A 21,323-nucleotide genomic window follows, 5' to 3' on the forward strand; every position below is an offset into this window, starting at 1 on the left:
GGTCAGGCAGAAAGGGCAGCTATGGCTGCCCTTTTTTGTCCGCGGGTGTTTTTCATCAACCATGCGGCGCCCACGGCACCGCCTTTGCTGCATTCGGTAAGGGTTGTTGCGCCTCGTTACAGCGAGCGCCAATCACCCGCCCTTAACGCGGCCGCGCGACTACAATGCCGGTTGCTCCGGCCCTACTGCGCTGTTCAGGCGCACAAGCAGCGGACCGTTATCCATCCAGCCCATCGCATGCGATCTGTCGTTCGTCTGACCGCCTCCGCCACCAGCGCCCTGCCGCGCTGGCTGCTGCTCGCCATCTGTATTACTTACGCGTCGTTCGGGCTGTTCGGCCGCGATCCGTGGAAGAACGAGGACGCGGCGGGCTTCGGCGTGATGTGGACGATGGCCACGGGCGACGCGCGCGACTGGCTGCTGCCGAACCTGGTCGGCAAGGCGCCGACCGCCGACGGCCCGCTGATGTACTGGCTCGGCGCGTCGGCGATCCGGATTCTGAGTCCTTGGGTCGACGCGAGCAACGCCTCGCGCGTGGTCACGGGCCTGCTCTTCTGCGTGGCCTGCGCATTCGTCTGGTACTCGGCCTATCTGCTGGGCCGGCGCGACGAGGCCCAGCCCTTCAAATACGCCTTTGGCGGCGAGCCCGAACCGCGCGACTATGGCCGCACGCTGGCCGACGGCGCGCTGCTCATCCTGCTCGCATGCTTCGGCCTCGCCGAGCGCGGCCACGAAACCACGCCGCAGCTCGCGCAATTCGCCGGCACCGCGATGCTCATCTACGGCCTCGTGCGCAGCCTCGACAAGCCGATCCACGGCGGCCTCGTATGGGGCGCGGCGATCGGCGTGGTCGGACTGTCCAGCTCGCCGGTGCTGGTGTTCGCGCTGCTGCTCGGCACGCTCGCGATGACGATCATCGTGAAGCAGGTGCGCGCCTTGCCGCTCGTCATCTACGGCTTGCCGGTCGCGATCGTGCTGATCGCCGCCTGGGTGCTGCCGACGCTGCATTTCTTCCTCGACGACGGCGAATGGTGGCTGCGCCAATGGTGGCGCAACAGCTTCTACACGTTCTCGGGACCGCCGGCGGTCGTGTTCGGCTACGCGATGAAGAACCTGCCGCTCTTCACGTGGCCCGCGTGGCCGCTCGCAATCTGGGCGTTCGTCAGCTGGGGCGGGCAGCGCCGCTCGCCGCACGTGGGCGTCCCCCTGTCGATCATCGGGCCGCTGCTCGTGCTGGTCGTGCTGCAGGCGCACGAGACCAACCGGCTCTTCATGCTGCTGCTGCCGCCGCTTTCGGTGCTCGCCACCTTCGCGCTGCCCACGCTCAAGCGCGGCGCGATCAATGCGATCGACTGGTTCGCGATGCTGAGCTTCACCATCATCGGCTCGCTGGTGTGGCTCGTGTGGACCGCGGGCATGATCGGCTTTCCCGCGCCGATGGCCCGCAACCTCGCGCGCCTCGCGCCGGGCTTCCATCCCGAGTTCAAGCTGATTTCATTCGCGTGCGCGGTGGCGGTTACCGCCTGCTGGTTCATCCTCGCGCGCTGGCGGCTCGCGCGCCATCCGAAGGTCCTGTGGCGCAGCGTCGTGCTGTCGAGCGCGGGCACGACGCTCATGTGGGTGCTGCTCATGACCCTGTGGCTTCCGGTGGTGAACTATAGCCGCACGTATCGCGACGTCGCGGAGCAGATCGCCGGTCATCTGCCGCCCGACTACACCTGCATCTCGCCAGTGCGCCTGGGCGACGCGCAGATCGCCACCTTCGCCTACTTCGGCGGCATGCACTTCGCGTTCGACGAGGATTGCGACGTGATCCTGCGCCAGGACCGCGCGGATTACGGCGAGCCGTCGTCGATGTCGGCGTTCGAATGGAAGCTCGTATGGGAAGGCCGGCGCGTCGCCGACCGCGACGAGCGCTTCCGCCTGTACGTGCGCATCGAGCGCCCCACGCCGCCAGCGAAAAAGCCGTTGCGTCCGAAGAGCCTGCGCCGGGCGCAGTAACGCGATGCGCGCGATGACGACATCGACCAGCACGACCGGCATGCTGAGCGACGTGCGCAGGATCGCGGCGCTCGCGTGGCCGGTGCTGATCGGCCAGCTCGCGGTGATCGCCTTCGGCGTGATCGACACCGCGATGGTCGGGCGCTTCTCCGCCACCGATCTCGCCGCGCTCGGCCTCGGCGGCTCGGTCTACATCTCGGTGTATATCGGCCTGACGGGCATTCTCGTCGCGCTGCAGCCGATCGCCGGGCAGCTCTTCGGCGCGGGCCGCGAAAGCGAGATCGGCGCGGAGACGCGTCAGGCGCTGTGGCTCGCCGCCGCGCTCGCGGTGATCGGCTTCGTGCTGCTCTACTTTCCCGAGCCGCTCCTCTCGCTCGCGAAAGCGCCGCCCGCGCTGCACGACCGCACGGTCGACTATCTGCGCATTCTCTCGTTCGGCCTGCCCGCGAGCCTCGCGTTTCGCGTCTACAGCTCGCTCACGAACGCGGTCGGCAAGCCGCGGCTCGTGATGTTCCTGCAGGTCGGGGGCCTCCTGCTCAAGTTTCCGCTCAACACGTGGTTCATCTTCGGCGGCTTCGGCGTGCCCGCGCTGGGCGGCCCGGGCTGCGCGCTCGCGAGCACGCTCATCAACTGGGTGCTGGCGAGCGTCGGCATGACGGTGCTGTTCAGGTTCGAGTTCTTCCGCCCGTTCGGCATCTTCTCGCACTTCTGCTGGCCGGTCTGGCGGCGTCAGCTCGCGCTCCTGCGCCTCGGCATTCCGATGGGCCTCTCGTATCTCATCGAAGTGACGTCGTACACCTTCATGGCGCTCTTCATCTCGCGCTTCGGCACGACCACGCTCGCCGGCCATCAGATCGCGGGCAATCTGGGCGCGGTGCTTTACATGACGCCGCTTTCGATCGGCATCGCATCTTCGACGCTCGTGTCGCAAGCGCTCGGCGCCGAACGCTACGACGACGCCCGCTCGATCTCGCGGCACGGCATCGGCATGGCATGCGTGCTGGCGCTCGCGTACGGCGTGCTCCTGATCGCCGCCCGCCCGCAGGTGATCGCGGCCTATACGCCGGATGCGAACGTCATCGCGGCCGCGATGCCGCTCGTGCTCATCATCTTCTTCTATCACCTCTGCGACGCGTTGCAGATCACGACCGCGTTCATCCTGCGGGCATACAAGGTGACGCTCGTGCCGACCGTGATCTACGCCATCGCGCTCTGGGGCATCGGGCTGGGCGGCGGGTATCTGCTCGGCTTCGACGTCGGCGGCGGCGTGCCCGCATGGCTGCAGGGCGCGCGCGGCTTCTGGATCGCCAATTCGGCGAGTCTCGGCGTCGCGGGCATCGGGCTCTTCCTGTATTGGCGGCGCGTGAGCACGCGTCATCTCCCGACCGTCGACGCGCGCTGAACCGCTTGCATCCGATGCGATGATTTGTTGAAAAACATCATCGACTTCGCATCATCGGAAAGAAGGACGTAAGGCTCCAGTAGAATTTCGCGTCGAGGGAAACTCGGAGCGAGTGGATGAGCCGCATAACAACGTCACAAAAAAAGCGGATCCTGGCCGCAACCACGCTGATCGCCGTGCTCGGCACGGGCGCCGCGATCCATCGAGCCGATGCCGCGCGCATCGCGAGCGTCTCGCCGCAAGGCAAGGTCGCGCAGGTGCGGCAGGTCGTCGCCAAGTTCGACGAGCCAATGATCGCCTTCGGCAACGCTGCCGCCGCCGCGCCCGGCAAGCTCGCCTGTAGCGGCGCGCCCGCCACCGCCACCGCGGGCTCCGGCCGCTGGATCGACGCCAGGACCTGGGCCTTCGACTTCGAGCACGACCTGCCGCCCGGCGTGCGCTGCGCGCTCGATCTCTCCGATGGCCTCAAGTCCGTCGCGGGCAGCGCGCTTTCCGGGCCGCGCCACTTCGCGTTTCAGACGGGCGGCCCGTTCGTCACGCGCATCATGCCGAGCTACGGCGACATCGAAGAGAACCAGGCCTTCGTGCTGCGCCTGAACGGCTCCGCGACGCAAGCCTCGGTGCTCCGGCATGTGTGGTGCGAATCGAACGCGCTCGGCAACCGCATTCCGGTGCGCACGCTCGACGACGCCACGCGCGCCGCACTGCTCAAGCATTTCCAGCTGGAGAAGGAAAGCGATCGCGTGCTCACACTCACCTGCGAGCAAACGTTGCCGTCCGCGACCAAGATGCAGCTCGTCTACGGCGCGGGCGTGACGGGGCCGAGCGGCATCGCCAACGACGTCGAGAAGCGCTTCGACTTCACGGTGCGCGAGCCTTTCACGGCGAGCTTCTCGTGCGAGCGCGAGAACGCGAAGGCGCCCTGCACGCCGTTGCGTGCGCTGCGTCTGAACCTCAGCGCGCCGATCAGCCGCGCGGATGCGCAGAAGTTCGTGCTGCGCGGATCGAAGGGCACGACCTCCCCGCATTTCGATGCAAGCGACAAGGACGCCGAAGTGAGCGCGGTCGAGTTCGCCGCGCCGCTGCCGGAACACGCCGATCTCACGATCGAAGCGCCCGCGAACCTCAAGGACACGAGCGGCCGCCCGCTCGCCAACGCCGATCTCTTTCCGCTCCGGACCGCGACCGCGCCGATGCCGCCGCTCGCGAAGTTCTCGTCGGGCGCGTTCGGCATCATCGAGCGCTTCGCCGAGCCCGACATGCCCGCGATGCTGCCCGTCACGCTGCGTCACGTCGAAGCGGACCTGCACGTGCAGGGGCTCGATTCGGGCACGTCGCAGATCACGAAGCTCAAGCTCGACGCCGATCAGGACATCCGCCGATGGATGCGCGCCGTCGACCTGTTCGACGGCATCTCGATGTCGCGCTCGACGATTCAGGAGCGCATGCCCGAGATGCTCGGCAACGGCATCGCGCCGGTCATCATCCCGAACAGCGACGGCACGGTCTCCAAAGACCCGCAGATCGACATCCGTTCGCTGTCGATGCTCGCGAAGCGTCCCGGCGTCGAGACGCTCACCCTGCCCGCCGCCGATCCGAAGGCATTGCGGCCCTTCGAGGTCGTCGGCATTCCGTTCACGAAGCCCGGCTTCTATGTCGTCGAGCTGAGCTCGCCCGCGCTCGGCGCGTCGCTGCTCGGCAGGAATCAGGCGATGTACGTGCGCACGTCGGTGCTCGTCACCAATCTCGGCGTGCATTTCAAGCAGGGACGCGAAAACAGCCTCGTGTGGGTCACGACGCTCGACAAGGGCAAGCCCGTTACGAACGCGCAAGTGCGCGTGACCGACTGCAACGGCGACGAGATCGCCACCGCGAAAACGGATGCGCAAGGCATCGCAAGAATCGACAAGACGCTCGCGGCCGCGCGCGCATGCAACGAGCACAGTCTCGCGTGGGGCGGCTTCTTCGTGTCGGCGCGCGTGAACGATCCCGCCACCGGACCGGACATGGCGTTCGCGATGTCCGACTGGAACCGCGGCATCGAGTCGTGGCGCTTCAATGTGCCGACCGACATGAGCGCGGCACGGACGACGCGCGCGCATACCGTGTTCGACCGCACGCTGCTGCGCGCGGGCGAAACCGTTTCGATGAAGCATCTGCTGCGCGTCGAGACGCTGAACGGCTTCGCGTTTGCGTCGAGCTACCCGAGCCGCGTGACGATCCGACACATCGGCAGCGGACAGACCTGGCATCTGCCGCTCAAGTGGGCGGCGGATCACAGCGCCGATTCCACCTTCACCGTGCCCGTCGCGGCGAAGCTCGGCGAATACAGCGTGACGCTCGACAACGGCGCGGCGGCTTCGAACCACGACGAAAACGGCGCCAGCGACGACGGCGACAACGACAACGACAACGCCGTCACGCAGTCGTACGAATCCGGCAGCTTCCGCGTGGAGGAATTCCGCCTGCCGGTGTTCAAAGGCTCGATCACGGCCGGCGACGGCAAATCGCCCGGGCTCGTCGCCGCGCAGGAGGCCCCCGTCGCGGTGCGGCTCGAATATGTGCAAGGCGGGCCCGCGTCGAATCTGCCGGTGCAGGTCTCTGCGCTCGTGCGCGACGTGTCGCCGCCGTTCGCGACGCAATACGAGGCGTTCAGCTTCGCGCCGTATCGCAAGCCCGCGAACGACGGCGCGAGCGCGCCCGCCGAGGACGAAGACAGCGAGCAGCAGGACAACGCGACGACGAAACTCGTCGCCGACAAGCTGCGCGTGACGCTCGATCGCGAAGGCGCCGGCATGCTCACGGTGAAGCCGCTGCCCGCGGTCGAATCGCCGAAGCGTCTCGCGCTCGAAGCCAGCTTCGCCGATCCGAACGGCGAGATCCAGACCATCGGCGGCGGCACCACGCTGTGGCCCGCCGCGGTGGCCGTCGGCGTGAAGGCGGGACATTGGGTGTCGGTCGGCGGCGCGCTGCCGGTGCAGGCGCTCGCGCTCGATCTGCAAGGCAAGCCGCGCGCGGGTGTATCGGTGGAGATCAAGGCCGTCGCGCGCGTGATGTCGAGTTCGAGAAAGCGCATGGTCGGCGGCTTCTATGCGTACGACAACCACACCGAGGTCAAGGAGCTCGGCACGCTGTGCAGCGGCACGAGCGACGATCACGGCCTGCTGTCGTGCGACGCGAAAGTGAAGGAGCCGGGCAACGTCGATCTGATCGCGGTCGCCCGGGACGGCGACGGCCATGCGGCCAACGCGAGCACGTCCGTCTGGGTCACGCGCGAGGACGAACTGTGGTTCGGCGGCGAGAACACGGACCGTATCGACGTGCTCCCCGAAAAAACCAGTTACGAGCCCGGCGAGACCGCGCGCTTTCAGGTGCGCATGCCGTTCCGTTCGGCGACGGCGCTCGTCGCGGTCGAGCGCGAAGGCATCGTCGAGACGCGTGTCGTCGAACTGAACGGCAAGGACCCGACCGTCGAGCTGAAAGTCGAGGATGCGTGGGGGCCGAACGTCTACGTATCCGTGCTCGCGCTGCGCGGACGCATCCGCGAGGTGCCGTGGTACTCGTTCTTCACATGGGGATGGAAAGCGCCGGGCGAATGGGCGCGCGCGTTCTGGTATGAAGGCCGTCAGTATCAGGCGCCGACTCCGCTCGTCGACCTGTCGAAGCCCGCGTTCCGTTACGGGCTCGCTTCGATCAAGGTCGGCACGGCCTCGCACCGGCTCGCGGTGAGCGTGAGTCCGGACGCGAAATCGTACACGGTGCGAAGCCGCGCCCACGTGAAGGTGAAAGTCGCGCTGCCCGACGGCAAGCCCGCGCCCGTGGGAACGCAGATCGCTGTCGCGGCCGTCGATGAAGCCCTGCTCGAACTCAAGCCCAATCAGAGCTGGGACGTGCTCGACGCGATGCTGCAGCAGCGCGCCTACGGCGTCGAAACGGCGACCGCGCAGATGGAGATCATCGGGCGGCGCCACTTCGGGCGCAAGGCGGTGCCCGCGGGCGGCGGCGGCGGACACAGCGCGACGCGCGAACTGTTCGACACGCTTCTGCTGTGGAACCCGCGCGTCACGCTCGATGCGAAGGGCGAAGCCACGGTCGACGTGCCGTTGAACGACGCCCTCACGCGCTTCAGGATCGTCGCGGTCGCGGCGGTCGGCGCGGGGCAGTTCGGCGCCGGCAGCGCATCGATCCAGAGCACGCAGGACTTGCAGCTGATCTCGGGGTTGCCGCCGCTCGTGCGCGTCGGCGACGCGTTCCGCGCACAGTTCACGCTGCGCAACACGACTGCGCGGACGATGCGTGTCGTCGTCACGCCGCGCGCCGGATCGCTCGCGCTCGATGCGCGCACGGTGGCGCTCGCGCCGGAATCGTCGCAGGAAGTGGCGTGGGACGTGACGACGCCCGATGTGCTCGGCGCGGAATCTTCCGCGAGTCTCGCGTGGGAAGTCAGCGCGGCTGAACAGGCCGGACCTTCGGTTGCCAAGCCCGCCAGCGACGCTGTGAAGATCACGCAGCGCGTCGTCGCGGCGATTCCCGTCACGGTGCAGCAGGCGACCATCGCACAGGTCGACGGCATGCTCACGCTGCCCGTCGCGCCGCCCGCCGATGCGAGCAAGTCGAGCGACGGCGCCGTGCGCGGCGGCATCGCGGTGTCCTTGCAGCCGAAGCTCGCGGACGGCCTGCCCGGCGTGCGCCGCTGGTTCGAGCGTTATCCGTACGGTTGCCTCGAGCAGCAGACATCGCGCGCGCTCGGCCTGATGGACGCGGCGCGCTGGCAAGGCATGCTGGCGCGCATGCCGTCGTATCTCGACCGCGACGGCCTCGCCAGCTATTTCCCGCCCGCCGACGACGAGCGCCCGAGCGGCAGCCCCGCCCTCACCGCGTACCTGCTCGCCGTCACCGACGAAGCCGCGAAGCAGGACGGCCGCTTCGCCCTGCCCGACGATCTGCGCAATCAGATGGCCGCGGGCCTCGCGAATTTCGTCGACGGCAAGATCGAGCGCAAGTTCTGGGCGCCGCGCAACGATCTCGATTTCGAGAAGCTCGCCGCGATCGAAGCGCTGTCGCGCCATGGTCTCGCGCAGGCGCGCATGCTCGGCTCGATCACGATCGCGCCGGATCAGTGGCCGACGTCGGCGGTGCTCGACTATTACGCGATCCTGTCGCGCATCGACGGCATTCCGGATCGCGACGAGAAGCGCGCGCAGGCGGAGCAGATCATCCGTGCGCGCCTCACCTATCAGGGCACGCGTCTCACGTTCTCGACCGAGCGCGACGACGACCTTTGGTGGCTCATGACGGGCGCCGAGACCAACGCCGCGCGCACCGCGCTCGTCTTCGCCGATGCGCCCGGCTGGAAGGACGAGATGCCGCGCATCGTCGCGGGGCTGCTCGCGCTGCAGAAGAACGGCGCATGGCAGACCACGACCGCCAATCTGTGGGGCGCGCTCGCGGTCGGCCGTTTTTCGCGGCTCTTCGAGAGCATGCCGGTCACGGGTCATATGGCGATTCAATTGGACGCGTTCACGCACAGCGTGAACTGGAGCGCGGCCGCGACCGCTGCGCCCGCCTCGGCCACGCCCGCGACGAAGACCGCGAGCGCGCGCAGCGTCATGCTGCCGTGGACGACGGGCCCGCTCACGCTCACGCAGGACGGCACCGGCAAGCCGTGGGCGACGATCGAGAGCCTCGCGGCCGTCGCGCTGAAGGCGCCGTTCGCGGCGGGTTATCGCATCGCGAAGACCGTCACGCCGGTCGATCCGGCCGTGAAAGGCGTGCTCTCGCGCGGCGACATCGTGCGCGTGCATCTCGACATCGACGCGCAAAGCGACATGACCTGGGTCGTCGTGAACGATCCGATTCCCGCGGGCGCGACGATTCTCGGCTCCGGCCTCGGCCGCGATTCCGAAGCGGCGACCTCGGGCGAGAAGCAGGAGCGCGGCGCGTGGCCCGCGTTCGTCGAGCGCGGCTTCGATGGCTATCGTGCGTATTACGACTATCTGCCCAAAGGCAAGCTGCAGGTCGAATACACGATGCGGCTGAACAATCCGGGTACCTTCGGCCTGCCGCCGACGCGCGTCGAAGCGCTCTACGCGCCTGCGTCGTTCGGCGCGCTGCCGAACGCGCCGGTGATCGTCAAGCCGCTTGCCGCGAAGTGATGCCATGAAGCGCGCCGCCTGCCTCGTCATCGCGTGCGTGCTGCCGGCGGCGGCGCACGCGTTGCCGAGCTTCGACGAAGTTCGCACGAAGTGGCGCAGCTCCGACTGGGTGCTGCTTTCCCGCGACGGCGAACCGCTCGCCCGCACGCGCATCGACACGAGCGCGCGGCGCGGCGACTGGGTCGCGCTCGCGGACGTGTCGCCGGCGTTGCGCGAGGCGATCGTCGTGTCGGAGGACAAGCGCTTCCACGAGCACGCGGGCGTCGACTGGCGCGGCGCGGCCGCCGCCGCGTGGGGCAATCTGTGGAACACGCGCACGCGCGGCGCGTCCACGGTGACCATGCAGCTCACCGGTCTCATCGAGGAAGATGGCAAGCCAACCGGACGCCGTTCCATCGGGGAAAAAGCCCGGCAGACGGTCGGCGCGCTATGGCTCGAACGCAGCTGGCGCAAGGATCAGATTCTCGAGGCGTATCTGAATCTCGTGCCGTTTCGCGGCGAGATCGTCGGCTTGTCCGCGCTTTCGCAGACGCTGTTCGGCAAAGCCCCCTCCGGTCTCGATGAACGCGAGGCCGCGCTCGCCGCCGCGCTCGTGCGTGCGCCGAACGCGCCGTACGCAAAAGTCGCCGCGCGCACGTGCACGATCCTGCGCGACATGCAGGCGCTGCATGGTGCGCGCGACGTCGATCCGTGCGTCAACCTGACGAGCTACGTCCAGTTGATGCTCACGCGCACCGCTTCGGCGCCCGCCTTCGCTCAAGGCGACGACGCGCTCGCGCCGCACCTCGCGCGGCGCATTGCAAGCGAAGTACATCCGGCCGCGGGCGCGCGCGTGCGCGCAACGCTCGACGCGCGCCTGCAACGCTTCGCCCGCGATACGCTCGCGCGCACGCTCGCGGAGCTGAACGCGCCCGCGCATCCGCGCAACGTGCACGACGCGGCGGCCATTGTGATCGACAACCGCTCGGGCGACGTGCTCGCGTGGGTCGGCTCGGCGGGCGGGCTGTCGAACGCGCCGGAAGTCGATGCCGTGCTCGCCGCGCGTCAGGCCGGCTCGACGCTGAAGCCCTTTCTCTACGCGCAGGCGATCGACGAGAAGCGCGTGACTGCCGCCACGCTGCTCGACGACGCGCCGCTCGATCTCGCGACCGGCGGCGGCCTCTACATTCCGCAGAACTACGATCACGATTTCAAGGGGTGGGTGAGCGTGCGCACGGCGCTCGGCTCGTCGCTGAACGTGCCGGCCGTGCGCACGCTCGTGATGGTCACGCCGCACCGTTTCGCGAAAACGCTCGTCGCGCTCGGCCTGCCGCTCTCGCAAGCGGGCGATTACTACGGCTTCAGCCTCGCGCTCGGCAGCGCCGACGTCACGCTGGCGACGCTCGCCAATGCCTACCGGGCGCTCGCGAACGCCGGCATCGCGCGGCCCTTCTTCGATCTCGCCGACGCCCCGAAGGAAGTCCTGGTAGATCGTCGCCCGGCGCCGGCCGGCACGCGCGTGTTCAGCCCGGAGGCGAGCTTCATCGTCACCGACATCCTCGCGGACAACAACGCGCGCACCCGCACCTTCGGCTTCGACAACGTGCTCGCCACGCGCACCTTCGCCGCGGTGAAGACGGGCACCAGCAAGGACATGCGCGATAACTGGGCGGTCGGTTTCACCTCGCGATACACCGTGGGCGTGTGGGTCGGCAATGCCGACGGCGCACCGATGTGGGACGTTTCAGGCGTGACGGGCGCCGCGCCGGCATGGAACGCGCTCGTCAACTATCTGAATCGACGCTCGGACAGCCGTGCGCCGCAAGCGCCGGCGGGCGTCGTGCGCGCGAGCGTCACGTATCAGGACGACATCGAGCCGGCTCGCCACGAATGGTTCGTACGCGGCACGCAGATGAGCGCCATCGGACTCACGGCGAATGCGGCGCGGACCGTTCGGGGCGCCAGCTCCGATGCGCAGGCGGCCCGCATCGGCGCGCCGACGGACGGCACCATTTTCGCGCTCGACCCGGACATCCCACCCGCGCGCCAGCGCGTGTGGTTCGAGCGCGCGGACAGCGGCGCGCGCCTCGCGTGGCGGCTCGACGGCAAGCCGTACAGCCGCGATGCCCGCGCGGCCTGGCTTCCGTGGCCGGGGCGCCACGTGCTCGAACTCGTGGATGCACGCGGCGAAGTCGTCGACAAGGTCGGCTTCGAGGTGCGCGGCGCCTACGCCAAAGCCGCCTCGCACGGCGCCAGGTGATGGGCCGAAACGGCGCAAAGGCTTGCAGCGCGAAGCAGGGACAGACAAAAAAATGTGCAACGTCATCCGTCCGGCGTTTCACAACGTTAAAGATTGTGCGGAAGCGCGGCGCACGCGGTGGGGTCGTGCACAATGCGAGCCGTCATCGTTCGGGACGGGTTTTTGCCCTATCCTTAACGGCATCTTCCCAATTGGCCCGAACTTATCGATCCGTCATTCTTTCTCTCAAGCCTGGAGTGCCGTCATGCTGAAAAAGCTGCTGATGCTGTGCCTCGCGTTCATGCTGTCCGTCGGTGCGGCCTTCGCCGCGGTCGATGTCAATACCGCAGATCAAGCCGCGCTGGAATCGGTGAAGGGCCTCGGGCCCGTGAAGTCGAAGGCGATCGTCGACGAGCGCACGAAGAACGGCCCGTTCAAGGACGCCGACGATCTCGCGAACCGCGTCAAGGGTTTGGGCACCAAGTCCGTGACGAATCTGGAGCAGAACGGCCTGACGATCGGCGGCTCGTCGCTGCCGCCGACCGGCAAGACCACGAAGCCCGCGACCTCGGCCACGACCACGCAAGGCGGCAGCGCCGCGCCGAACTCGACGGTCAAATCCTCGACGGCCGCCACGGCGGCGACTTCGCCGGCGGTCACCACGGCGCAGCCACCGGCCGCGACGGCCGCATCGGGCACGAAGACTTCCAAGGCCTCGAAGAAGGAAAGCGCCGGGGCGACCACGGCGAGCGCATCGAGCCCGTCCGCGGCGAGCAATGCGAAGCCCGCCAAATCGAAGCGAAGCAAGAAAGACAAGGCCGCCAGCGCCGCGGCTGCCAGTCAGTGATTCTTCGGGCAAGCCGGACGAAGGGAAACTGCCTTCGCGTATGATCATCGCCGAACGGCCGCTCGCGGCCGATGCTCGCGTCACCATTTCCGGCTTCGGGCCGGACTCGGCGGCGCGAGCGAACCCACCCCGCAACCTCTCATAGTGAGACCGCCATGAGCCTACTCGATATCCTCGCCTCCACTCTCGGCAATTCCCCGCAGCAAGGCGGCCAGCCCGCTCAATCCGGCCAGGCCGCGCTGATCGCAGCGGCGCTCGAATTCGTCAACAGTCAGCCGGGCGGCATCATGGGCCTCCTTCAGCGCTTCCAGCAGCACGGCGCCGGCGATATCGTCCAGTCGTGGATCGGCACGGGTGAGAACAAGCCCATCAGCCCCGACACGCTCACCAACGTACTCGGCCAGGACAATGTCGGCGCGCTCGCGCAAAAAGCCGGCGTCTCGGGCGATCAACTCTCGGGCATGCTGGCGGCGGTGCTGCCGCACGTCATCGATCGCGCAACGCCGAATGGCGAAGTGCCGCCCGAAGGCCAGCTCGATCTGACCGGCGTGCTCGGCTCGCTCGGCGGCCTCGCTGGCCTGTTCGGCAAGAGCGAAGAACCGAAGCAGGGCTGAGCCCTCCTCCGCGGCATGACTTCGAAGGCCCCGCAGGCGATGCGCCGCGCGGGGCTTTTGCTTTTACGACGCGCCAAGCCTGCGCGTCATGTCCGCGATGATCGTGTGGCGAATCACGCGCAGACAGGTCATTTCGCCGCCCAGCGTCGCGGCCAGTTGCGGCCGCCCGGCGAGGAGCGCCGCGTTCTCCTGCTCGACGCGTGCATGGAGATCGGCGGCGGCGCGCACGATCGAGCCCGCCAGCGCATCCAGCAGCCGCTGCGCCGTCTTCGTCGCGATGCCGAGCACCTCGCCCGCGCGCAGCATGAGCGCCCGGTCGAAGTCCTCGTAGTATCGCGCGCCGAGAATGTCCCACGCGAACGACGCGCGCCTGGGCCAATCGGTCTTTTGATAGGAAGGCGTAGCGTACGCCGCGACGCTCAGCAGATCGTAGAACGGCGCGAGCTGAATGCCGTCGCGCGAAACGAGGAAGCTCAGGTTCTTCAGATGCGCGTCCGAGTTGCCGACGAGCACGTTGAACACGAGCCACGAAAACAGGCGCGTGCGCGCCGCCGCCTGATTGCGGCAACGCGCGGCGAGCGTCGCGAGCTGCTCGACGCTGCCCCGCTCGTACTTGAAGGTGCGCGCGAGATCGAGCAACTGGCAGGCATCGATGGTATGCAGGCGGCGCCACTGCCCCGCGCGCGCTTCGCGATCGAAGCGATCGACGAGATACACCGGCGACGGCACATAGCGCCGGTGCACATCGGGCACGCCGAGCCGGAGCTTGTCCGCGAGCTTCATCACGAACCATTCGTTGATGACCGAGTTCGGATAGTCATCGGTGTCCTGACGATTCGGCTTCAGGATATGCGTGGACGGCGTGCGGCCGCGGGCTCGTACAGCGCGTCGTCGCGCAACACGACGGCGAGCTTGTGCTGCGCGCCCGCGAGCGACATGCGCTTGATCGCGTCGTGCGTGAGCGGCACGCGTGGCAAGGCATCGATGCGGGCTTGCAGCGCTTCGTCCGGCAAGGGCCGCTCGGCCAGTTCGTGCGTGTCTCTCGCGCCGGGCTGACAGAGCGTGACCGAGCCCGCCGACTCCGCGCCGTAATGCGCGAGCAGCGCAAAGGCATCGGCTTCGTTGCGGATCGCGGCGTCGCGCGCCAGCAGCGTGCGCTGACCTTCTTCTGGCAGCAGATTGTCGAAGTACCATTGGACCGGGCGGCGCGTGCCGCCGTCGCGCAGCACATCGGCTTGCAGCGGGAGCGCGGGACTCAGCGGATAGCCGTCCGCGTTCTCGCGCCACGATGGGAGATAGGTGAACGACCAGATGTCGTCATCGGCGTTGAGCACGCCCACTTCGACATCGTTGATGCTCGCGATCAGGTTGCGCCGGCTTTCGGGCCGCGCGAGCACCTGCGGCGCAGCGTCCTGGTCTTCGCGTTCAGGACTCATCCGTTCCCTCCCGCGCGCGCCGGCGCTTCTCGCCGCGCTCGACACGCGCATAGCGCTTGATTTCCTCTCCGGCGAAAAGCTCGCCTGCTTCGTCCGGGACATCGACGGTCACGCGCACGCCCAGGCCTTCCAGCACCTGGAAGAGCTTGCCCCAGTGCACGCTTTCGGCGCCCTTCTCGACCTTGCCGAGAAAGCTTTCGCTGACGCCGATGCTGCCGGCAGCATCGTCCTGGCGCAGCCGCTGGGCCTTGCGGGCGGCACGCACCGCCACGCCGATATCGTGTGCGTTCCGGATGTCGATTTCCACGATAAAAATCCTTGCGATCGAACCGATTATAGCGAGAGCACGCAGCGTGCGGCGGTTATCCATTCGATCGACTGGATTTTTCAGATCCGGCGAGTTCAGACCTGAAAATCCTTGCAATCACCCGGATTTTTGGTGCTCACAGGCAAGAAAAAAGGCAACGAATCGCTTCGTTGCCTTTGGATCGAGTGGCCGCTCCGTTCGGAACGGCCAGACCGCGCTTCAATGCACCACGCGATCGAACACGAACTTCCCTTCGCGCACGTCGACCGGAATGACGTCCTTCGGCCCGAACCGTCCGCCGAGAATCAGCTTGGCGACCGGGTTCTCGATCTCCTGCTGGATCGCGCGCTTCAGCGGCCGCGCGCCGAAGACCGGATCGTAGCCGACCTTGGCGATCTGCTCGAGCGCCGCATCCGACACGTCGAGCTGCATGTCGAGCTTCGTCAGACGCTCCTGCAGACGCTGCAGTTGAATCTTCGCGATCGACTCGATGTTCGCGCGATCGAGCGCATGGAACACCACGACATCGTCGATACGGTTCAGGAATTCCGGCCGGAAATGCAGCTTCACTTCCTCCCAGACGGCGTCCTTCACCCTCTCCTGCGGCTCGCCGACCATGCCCTGGATGACTTGCGAACCGAGGTTCGAGGTCATCACGATGACCGTGTTCTTGAAGTCGACGGTGCGGCCCTGGCCATCGGTCATGCGGCCGTCGTCGAGCACTTGCAGCAGCACGTTGAACACGTCCGGGTGCGCCTTCTCGATTTCATCGAGCAGGATCACGCTGTAGGGCTTGCGGCGCACGGCTTCGGTCAGATAACCGCCTTCCTCGTAGCCGACGTATCCCGGCGGCGCGCCGATCAGACGCGCGACGCTGTGCTTCTCCATGAACTCGCTCATGTCGATGCGGATGAGGTGATCCTCCGAATCGAACAGGAACGCCGCCAGCGCCTTGCACAGTTCCGTCTTGCCGACGCCCGTAGGCCCCAGGAACAGGAACGAGCCATACGGACGGTTCGGATCCGACAGACCCGCGCGCGAGCGGCGAATCGCGTCCGCCACGGCGCCGATCGCCTCGTCCTGGCCGATCACGCGCTCATGGAGCTTGCTCTCGATCTGCAAGAGCTTCTCGCGCTCGCCCTGCATCATCCGCGACACGGGAATGCCCGTCGAGCGCGACACGACTTCCGCGATTTCCTCCGCGCCGACCTGCGTGCGCAGCAAGCGCGGACGCGTCGGGTTGTTCTGCTCCAGCGATTCGGCCTGCGTCACCTGCTTGAGGCGCGCTTCGAGCTCCGGCAGCTTGCCGTACTGCAACTCGGCGACCTTCTCGAGCTTGCCTTCGCGCTGGAGACGCGTGATGTCCGCGCGCACCTTTTCGATCTCTTCCTTCAGCTGCGCGCTGCCCTGCACCGCGGCCTTCTCGGCGGTCCAGATTTCTTCGAGGTCCGAATATTCGCGATTCAGACGCTCGATCTCTTCCTCGATCAGCTGCAGACGCTTTTGCGAGGCCTCGTCCTTCTCCTTCTTCACGGCTTCGCGCTCGATCTTCAGCTGAATGAGACGGCGATCCAGCTTGTCCATCTCTTCGGGCTTCGAATCGATTTCCATCTTGATGCGCGACGCGGCTTCATCGATCAGGTCGATGGCCTTGTCCGGCAGGAAGCGGTCCGTGATGTAGCGATGCGACAGTTCGGCCGCCGCGACGATCGCCGGATCGGTGATCTCGACGCCGTGGTGCAGCTCATACTTCTCCTGCAGGCCGCGCAGGATCGCGATGGTCGCTTCCACCGACGGCTCGTCGACCAGCACCTTCTGGAAGCGCCGCTCGAGCGCCGCATCCTTTTCGATGTATTTGCGATACTCGTCGAGCGTGGTCGCGCCGATGCAATGCAGCTCGCCGCGCGAAAGCGCCGGCTTCAGCATGTTGCCCGCGTCCATCGCGCCTTCGGCCTTGCCCGCGCCGACCATCGTGTGAATTTCGTCGATGAAGACGATCGTTTGCCCTTCATCCTTGGCGATGTCGTTGAGCACGGCCTTCAGGCGCTCCTCGAACTCGCCGCGATACTTCGCGCCCGCGAGCAGCGCCGCCATGTCGAGCGACAGCACGCGCTTGCCCTTGAGCGTCTCCGGCACTTCGCCGTTGACGATGCGCTGCGCGAGCCCTTCGACGATCGCCGTCTTGCCCACGCCCGGCTCGCCGATCAGCACCGGATTGTTCTTCGTGCGGCGCTGGAGAATCTGAATCGAGCGGCGGATTTCGTCGTCGCGGCCGATCACCGGATCGAGCTTGCCCGCGCGGGCGCGCTCGGTCAGATCGACGGTGTACTTCTTGAGCGCCTCGCGCTGGCTTTCGGCGTCCTGGCTGTTGATCTGCGCGCCGCCTCGCACGGCGTTGATCGCGGCTTCGAGCGCACGGCGCGTCAGGCCGTGCTGCCTGGCGATGCGGCCCGCCTCGCCACGGTCGTCGGCGACGGCGATCAGGAACATCTCGCTCGCGATGTACGTGTCGTTGAGCTTCTGCGCTTCCTTGTCGGCAGTATTGAGCAGGCCCGCCAGATCGCGGCTCACTTGAACATTGCCGTCCGTGCCCTGCACTTGCGGCAGACGATCGATCGCTTCGTTGAGGGCCGCCTGCAGCGCCTGGACCTGCACGCCCGCGTGCGAAAGCAGCGAGCGCGCGGAACCGTCCTGCTGCGCGAGAAGCGCCGCAAGCAGATGGACCGGCTCGATGTACTGGTTGTCGTGCCCGACCGCCAGGCTCTGCGCGTCGGAGAGCGCCTCCTGGAATTTGGTGGTGAGTTTGTCGATTCTCATTTTCTAAAGCTCCAATTCGGAATACGACCAAAATGAGGCGCTTTTTGCCGCTTTCAAGCATTGTTTCGCTCGTTCAGGGCGTTTTTTTGCTTTTCGACAACGACGGGCCCGCGGGCCCGACTCGGAAACCGGCCTCCGCGCTCAGGTTCGCTCAAGGTTCGTTCAGCCACGGCGCGCTGCCCGGAACGAAGCCGGTCACGGGAATCGGGACGCTGGTGATGCCCAGCAGCCGCGCGAGCTCGTTCGCCGGATTGGCGAGCTCCTCGACCGTGTGCTTGTCGAGCTCGGCGAGAAAGGCGTCGCGCGCCGCCGCCAGCACGCCTCTCAGCCGGCACTGCGGCTGAATCACGCAGCCCTGCTGACCGTCGGCCCGATCCCCGAAGCAGCCGACGATCGCGAAGTCTTTCTCCGTCTTGCGCACGATCTCGCCGATCGTCAGCGCGCGCGAGCGCTCGGCAAGCCGCAGCCCGCCGTTGCGGCCGCGCACGGTTTCGACCCAGCCGAGCTCGCCGAGCTGCTGCACGATCTTCATCAAGTGGTTCTTCGAGATGCCGTAGGCGTCGGAGATCTCCTGGATCGTCGACAGTCCGGAAGACCGCACGGACAGATACAGCAGAACCCGCAGCGCATAATCGGTGTAGTCGGTCAGTCGCATATTGTCGCGCGAAAAAGTTGAGGCGCCGCTACGCTTCGCGACGGCGAGGAACGCGGGAAAGGACTCGAAAGGACGCGGCGCCGGCCCGCGAAAGTCCGCGCGGCAGCAAGGGAGATGACCGTCGCCCGGCTGCGCGAGGGCTAATATCCGCAGGGGCGCTCGGGACGGACATCGCGTCGTCCGGGGCGGCGCCGCGTGAGTATCCGACATTCTGAGGCATGACACCGCTTTCCGTCAGCAATATGCTTCGCCGCGCGCTGCCCGGCCCGCTCCTTGCGTTAAAAATGCCTTGCCATGAATTCAGACCATCATCCCGCCGCGACCGCGCGCGACCGCGAACCCGACGAAGCGAACGTGCGCGCGCTCGTCGAGGCGTTCTATCGCCGCGTCGATGACGACCCGCTTCTCGGTCCGATCTTTTCCCGCGCGCTCGAGGGCCGCTGGGACGAGCATCTCGCCAAGATGACGACCTTCTGGTCGAGTCTCGTGCTCGGCACGAAGCAATACCGGGGGAACGTGCAGGAAGCGCATCGGCCGATCGACGATATCGAGCCGCGCCACTTCGCGCGCTGGCTTTCGCTCTTCCTGAACACCGTGGAAGCGCGCTACGAGCCGGCCGCCGCCGTGCAGTTCATGGAGCCGGCACTGCGTATCGCGCAGAGCCTGCAGCTCAGCAAGTTCGGCTGGGATTATCAGATTCCCGCCGAGCAGCAGGCGCTGCTCGCGGCGCTCAAGCGCCAGCGCACGGGCGACGCGCCCGTGCCGCGCTTTCCCGAGCGTCCGGCGGCGGAGCCGTTTCCGGCGAAATTCGTCGGGAAAGCGGTGGACGAGAAGTAGCGAAGATCAGGGCTTTGTGCCCCGCCAGCGCGCGAGCGCCGCATCGTCGGATTCGCGCGCGTCGACCCAGCGTTCGCCCGCTTCGGTCTTTTCCTTTTTCCAGAACGGCGCCTGCGTCTTCAGGTAATCCAACACGAAGGCGCACGATTCGAACGCCTCGGCGCGATGCATCGCCGTGGTCGCGACCAGCACGATCTGGTCGAGCGGCTGCAGCTTGCCCACGCGATGCACGATCAGCACGTCCGAGCCGCGCCAGCGCTCGCGCGCCTGGTCGGCGATCGCTTCCAGCGACTTTTCCGTCATGCCGGGGTAATGCTCGAGCTCCATCGTCTCGACGGCGCTGCCCTCGTTCAGGTCGCGCACCGTACCGACGAAGCACGCAACGGCGCCGACTTTCGGATTGTCGGCGCGCAACGCGGCCACTTCCGCGCTGATGTCGAAATCGGCTTCCTGCACGCGGATTTTGGCGCGCGTCGCCCCGGTTGGCGTCGACATGTCAGCCACCCGTGACCGGCGGAAAGAACGCGACCTCGCAGCCTTCGGTGATGCGCTGCGACGGGTCCGTCATCACGTGATTGCAGGCCATGCGCAGCGAGCGGCCCTCGGCGAGCGTCTCCGCCCACGCGCCGCCGCGCGTGCGTAGCCACGCGCGCACATCGCCGACGTTGACCACCGTGTCCGGCACGGCGACCGTTTCGTTCGCGACGCCCAGCGCCTCGCGCACGCTCGCAAAAAACCTCAGTTCGACTTTCATGTCCGGCGTGTCCTTACCACATCAGTTCTGAAAACGGGATGAAGCGCACGATCTCGCCCTCGCTTATCGTGTGATTCGGCGGGTTGTCGATGAGGCCGTCGCCCCATACGGTCGATGTCAGCACGGCGGAGCTCTGGTTCGGAAAGAGATCGAGGCCGCCCGATTCGTTCACGCGCGCGCGCAGGAATTCATTGCGCCGGTCGCCTTTTTTCTGGCTGAAGTCGGCGCGCATCGAATACTCGCGCGGCGCGACATTCTTCACGCCCGCGAGACGCAGCAGGAACGGCCGCACGAACAGCAGGAAGGTGCAGAAGCTCGACACCGGATTGCCCGGCAGGCCGATGAAAAACGCCTCGCCCGCTTCACCCGCACCGGCGCCGCGCCGCACCGCGCCGAACGCGAGCGGCTTGCCCGGTTTCATCGCGATCTGCCACATAGAAATGCGCCCTTCCGCCTCCACCGCCGGCTTTACGTGATCTTCCTCGCCGACCGAGACGCCACCGCACGTGAGGATGAGGTCGTGCTCGCTCGCGGCGCGCCGCAGGGTTTCGCGCGTGGCATCGAGCCGGTCCGGCACGATGCCGAGATCCGTCACTTCGCAGCCGAGCTTCGCGAGCAGCCCGCGCAGCGTGAAGTGGTTCGAGTTGTAGATCGCGCCGGGCGCAAGCGGCTCGCCGGGCATGCGCAATTCGTCGCCGGTGAAGAAAATCGCGACGCGCACCGGCCGCACCACATCCAGCTGCGCGCAGCCGACCGACGCCGCGAGCCCGAGCGCCTGCGGCGTCAGGCGCGTGCCCGCGGGCAGGATGACCGATCCGCTCCTGATATCCGCGCCCTGGCGCGTGATCCATTCGCCCGCCGCGGGCGCCTGCGCGAAGGCGACGCGCCCGTCGTCCGCGACCTGCGCCATCTCCTGCATCACCACCGTATCCGCGCCGGACGGCACCGTCGCGCCGGTGAAAATGCGCGCCGCCGTGCCGGCTGCGAGCGGCTCGGCCGCGTGGCCTGCCGGAACGCGCTGCAACACCCGCAGCGCCACGGGCGCGGTTTCGCTGGCGCCGGCGAGATCGGCGGCGCGGACCGCGTAGCCGTCCATCGCGCTGGTGTGCATCGGCGGGACGTCGAGGGGCGACGTCACGTCCGCCGCGAGCACGCGGTTCAACGCGTCGAGCGTGTCGACGCGTTCGCGCCCCTCCACCTGGCGCGCGGCGTCGAGCAAACGGTCGAGCGCCTCGGCGGTGGCGAGCATCGGGGGACGAGAAGAAGCGGTGGGCAGGGAT

Annotated in this window: 13 protein-coding genes and 1 pseudogene; 7 read left to right on the forward strand and 7 right to left on the reverse strand. The window is 67.3% G+C overall.

From position 1 onward, the window contains the following. The first annotated feature begins 237 nt into the window (after nt 1-237). The 6 genes from AWB83_RS24090 (at nt 238) to AWB83_RS24115 (ending at nt 13,237) form a co-directional block, all read left to right on the forward strand. Complete coding sequence (locus AWB83_RS24090; protein WP_087048129.1) at nt 238-2,001, forward strand: ArnT family glycosyltransferase; 1,764 nt, start codon at nt 238-240, stop codon at nt 1,999-2,001. A 40-nt stretch (nt 2,002-2,041) separates the two neighbouring features. Next, nucleotides 2,042-3,403, forward strand: a complete 1,362-nt coding sequence (locus AWB83_RS24095; RefSeq protein WP_087048183.1) for an MATE family efflux transporter — start codon at nt 2,042-2,044, stop codon at nt 3,401-3,403. A 116-nt stretch (nt 3,404-3,519) separates the two neighbouring features. Then, the gene (locus AWB83_RS24100) at nt 3,520-9,558 is read left to right on the forward strand and encodes an alpha-2-macroglobulin family protein (RefSeq protein ID WP_087048130.1); all 6,039 of its coding nucleotides are present in this window, start codon (nt 3,520-3,522) and stop codon (nt 9,556-9,558) included. 4 nt (nt 9,559-9,562) lie between these two features. Then, nucleotides 9,563-11,797, forward strand: a complete 2,235-nt coding sequence (pbpC, locus tag AWB83_RS24105; protein WP_087048131.1) for a penicillin-binding protein 1C — start codon at nt 9,563-9,565, stop codon at nt 11,795-11,797. A 244-nt stretch (nt 11,798-12,041) separates the two neighbouring features. Further along, on the forward strand, nt 12,042-12,623 hold the full coding sequence (locus AWB83_RS24110; protein ID WP_087048132.1) for a ComEA family DNA-binding protein: 582 nt from the start codon (nt 12,042-12,044) through the stop codon (nt 12,621-12,623). Between the two features lie 71 nt (nt 12,624-12,694). Further along, nucleotides 12,695-13,237, forward strand: coding sequence for a YidB family protein (locus tag AWB83_RS24115; protein WP_374729135.1), 543 nt, complete (start codon nt 12,695-12,697; stop codon nt 13,235-13,237). Between the two features lie 63 nt (nt 13,238-13,300). Here AWB83_RS24115 and AWB83_RS24120 read toward each other — a convergent pair. The 4 genes and pseudogenes from AWB83_RS24120 to AWB83_RS24135 all read right to left on the reverse strand — a co-directional run bounded on the left by AWB83_RS24120 (nt 13,301) and on the right by AWB83_RS24135 (nt 18,452). After that, nucleotides 13,301-14,673: pseudogene (locus tag AWB83_RS24120) on the reverse strand (HipA domain-containing protein). Continuing rightward, nucleotides 14,663-15,043 carry a helix-turn-helix domain-containing protein gene (locus AWB83_RS24125; protein WP_208636801.1) on the reverse strand — a complete coding sequence of 127 codons (381 nt, stop codon included), beginning with the start codon at nt 15,041-15,043 and terminating at the stop codon, nt 14,663-14,665. The pseudogene AWB83_RS24120 and the gene AWB83_RS24125 overlap by 11 nt, the downstream one beginning before the upstream one ends. Nucleotides 15,044-15,199: 156 nt before the next feature. Then, nucleotides 15,200-17,797, reverse strand: a complete 2,598-nt coding sequence (clpB, locus tag AWB83_RS24130; RefSeq protein ID WP_087048135.1) for an ATP-dependent chaperone ClpB — start codon at nt 17,795-17,797, stop codon at nt 15,200-15,202. A 151-nt stretch (nt 17,798-17,948) separates the two neighbouring features. Next, nucleotides 17,949-18,452 carry an Rrf2 family transcriptional regulator gene (locus tag AWB83_RS24135; protein WP_087048136.1) on the reverse strand — a complete coding sequence of 168 codons (504 nt, stop codon included), beginning with the start codon at nt 18,450-18,452 and terminating at the stop codon, nt 17,949-17,951. Between the two features lie 294 nt (nt 18,453-18,746). Here AWB83_RS24135 and AWB83_RS24140 point away from each other — a divergent pair, with 294 nt between their 5' ends. Beyond that, the gene (locus AWB83_RS24140; RefSeq protein WP_087048137.1) at nt 18,747-19,289 is read left to right on the forward strand and encodes a group III truncated hemoglobin; all 543 of its coding nucleotides are present in this window, start codon (nt 18,747-18,749) and stop codon (nt 19,287-19,289) included. Between the two features lie 6 nt (nt 19,290-19,295). Here the strand turns inward: AWB83_RS24140 and moaE are convergent, their stop codons facing one another. From moaE to AWB83_RS24155, 3 genes are read right to left on the reverse strand one after another with little or no spacing between them, the layout of a single operon-like run. Beyond that, on the reverse strand, nt 19,296-19,784 hold the full coding sequence (gene moaE / locus AWB83_RS24145; RefSeq protein WP_087048138.1) for a molybdopterin synthase catalytic subunit MoaE: 489 nt from the start codon (nt 19,782-19,784) through the stop codon (nt 19,296-19,298). Between the two features lies 1 nt (nt 19,785). Continuing rightward, complete coding sequence (gene moaD / locus AWB83_RS24150) at nt 19,786-20,043, reverse strand: molybdopterin converting factor subunit 1 (protein ID WP_087048139.1); 258 nt, start codon at nt 20,041-20,043, stop codon at nt 19,786-19,788. Between the two features lie 13 nt (nt 20,044-20,056). After that, on the reverse strand, nt 20,057-21,292 hold the full coding sequence (locus AWB83_RS24155; protein ID WP_341866741.1) for a molybdopterin molybdotransferase MoeA: 1,236 nt from the start codon (nt 21,290-21,292) through the stop codon (nt 20,057-20,059). Between the last annotated feature and the right edge of the window lie 31 nt (nt 21,293-21,323).

Source organism: Caballeronia ptereochthonis (assembly GCF_001545075.1).
GTDB classification, from domain to species: Bacteria; Pseudomonadota; Gammaproteobacteria; order Burkholderiales; family Burkholderiaceae; genus Caballeronia; species Caballeronia ptereochthonis.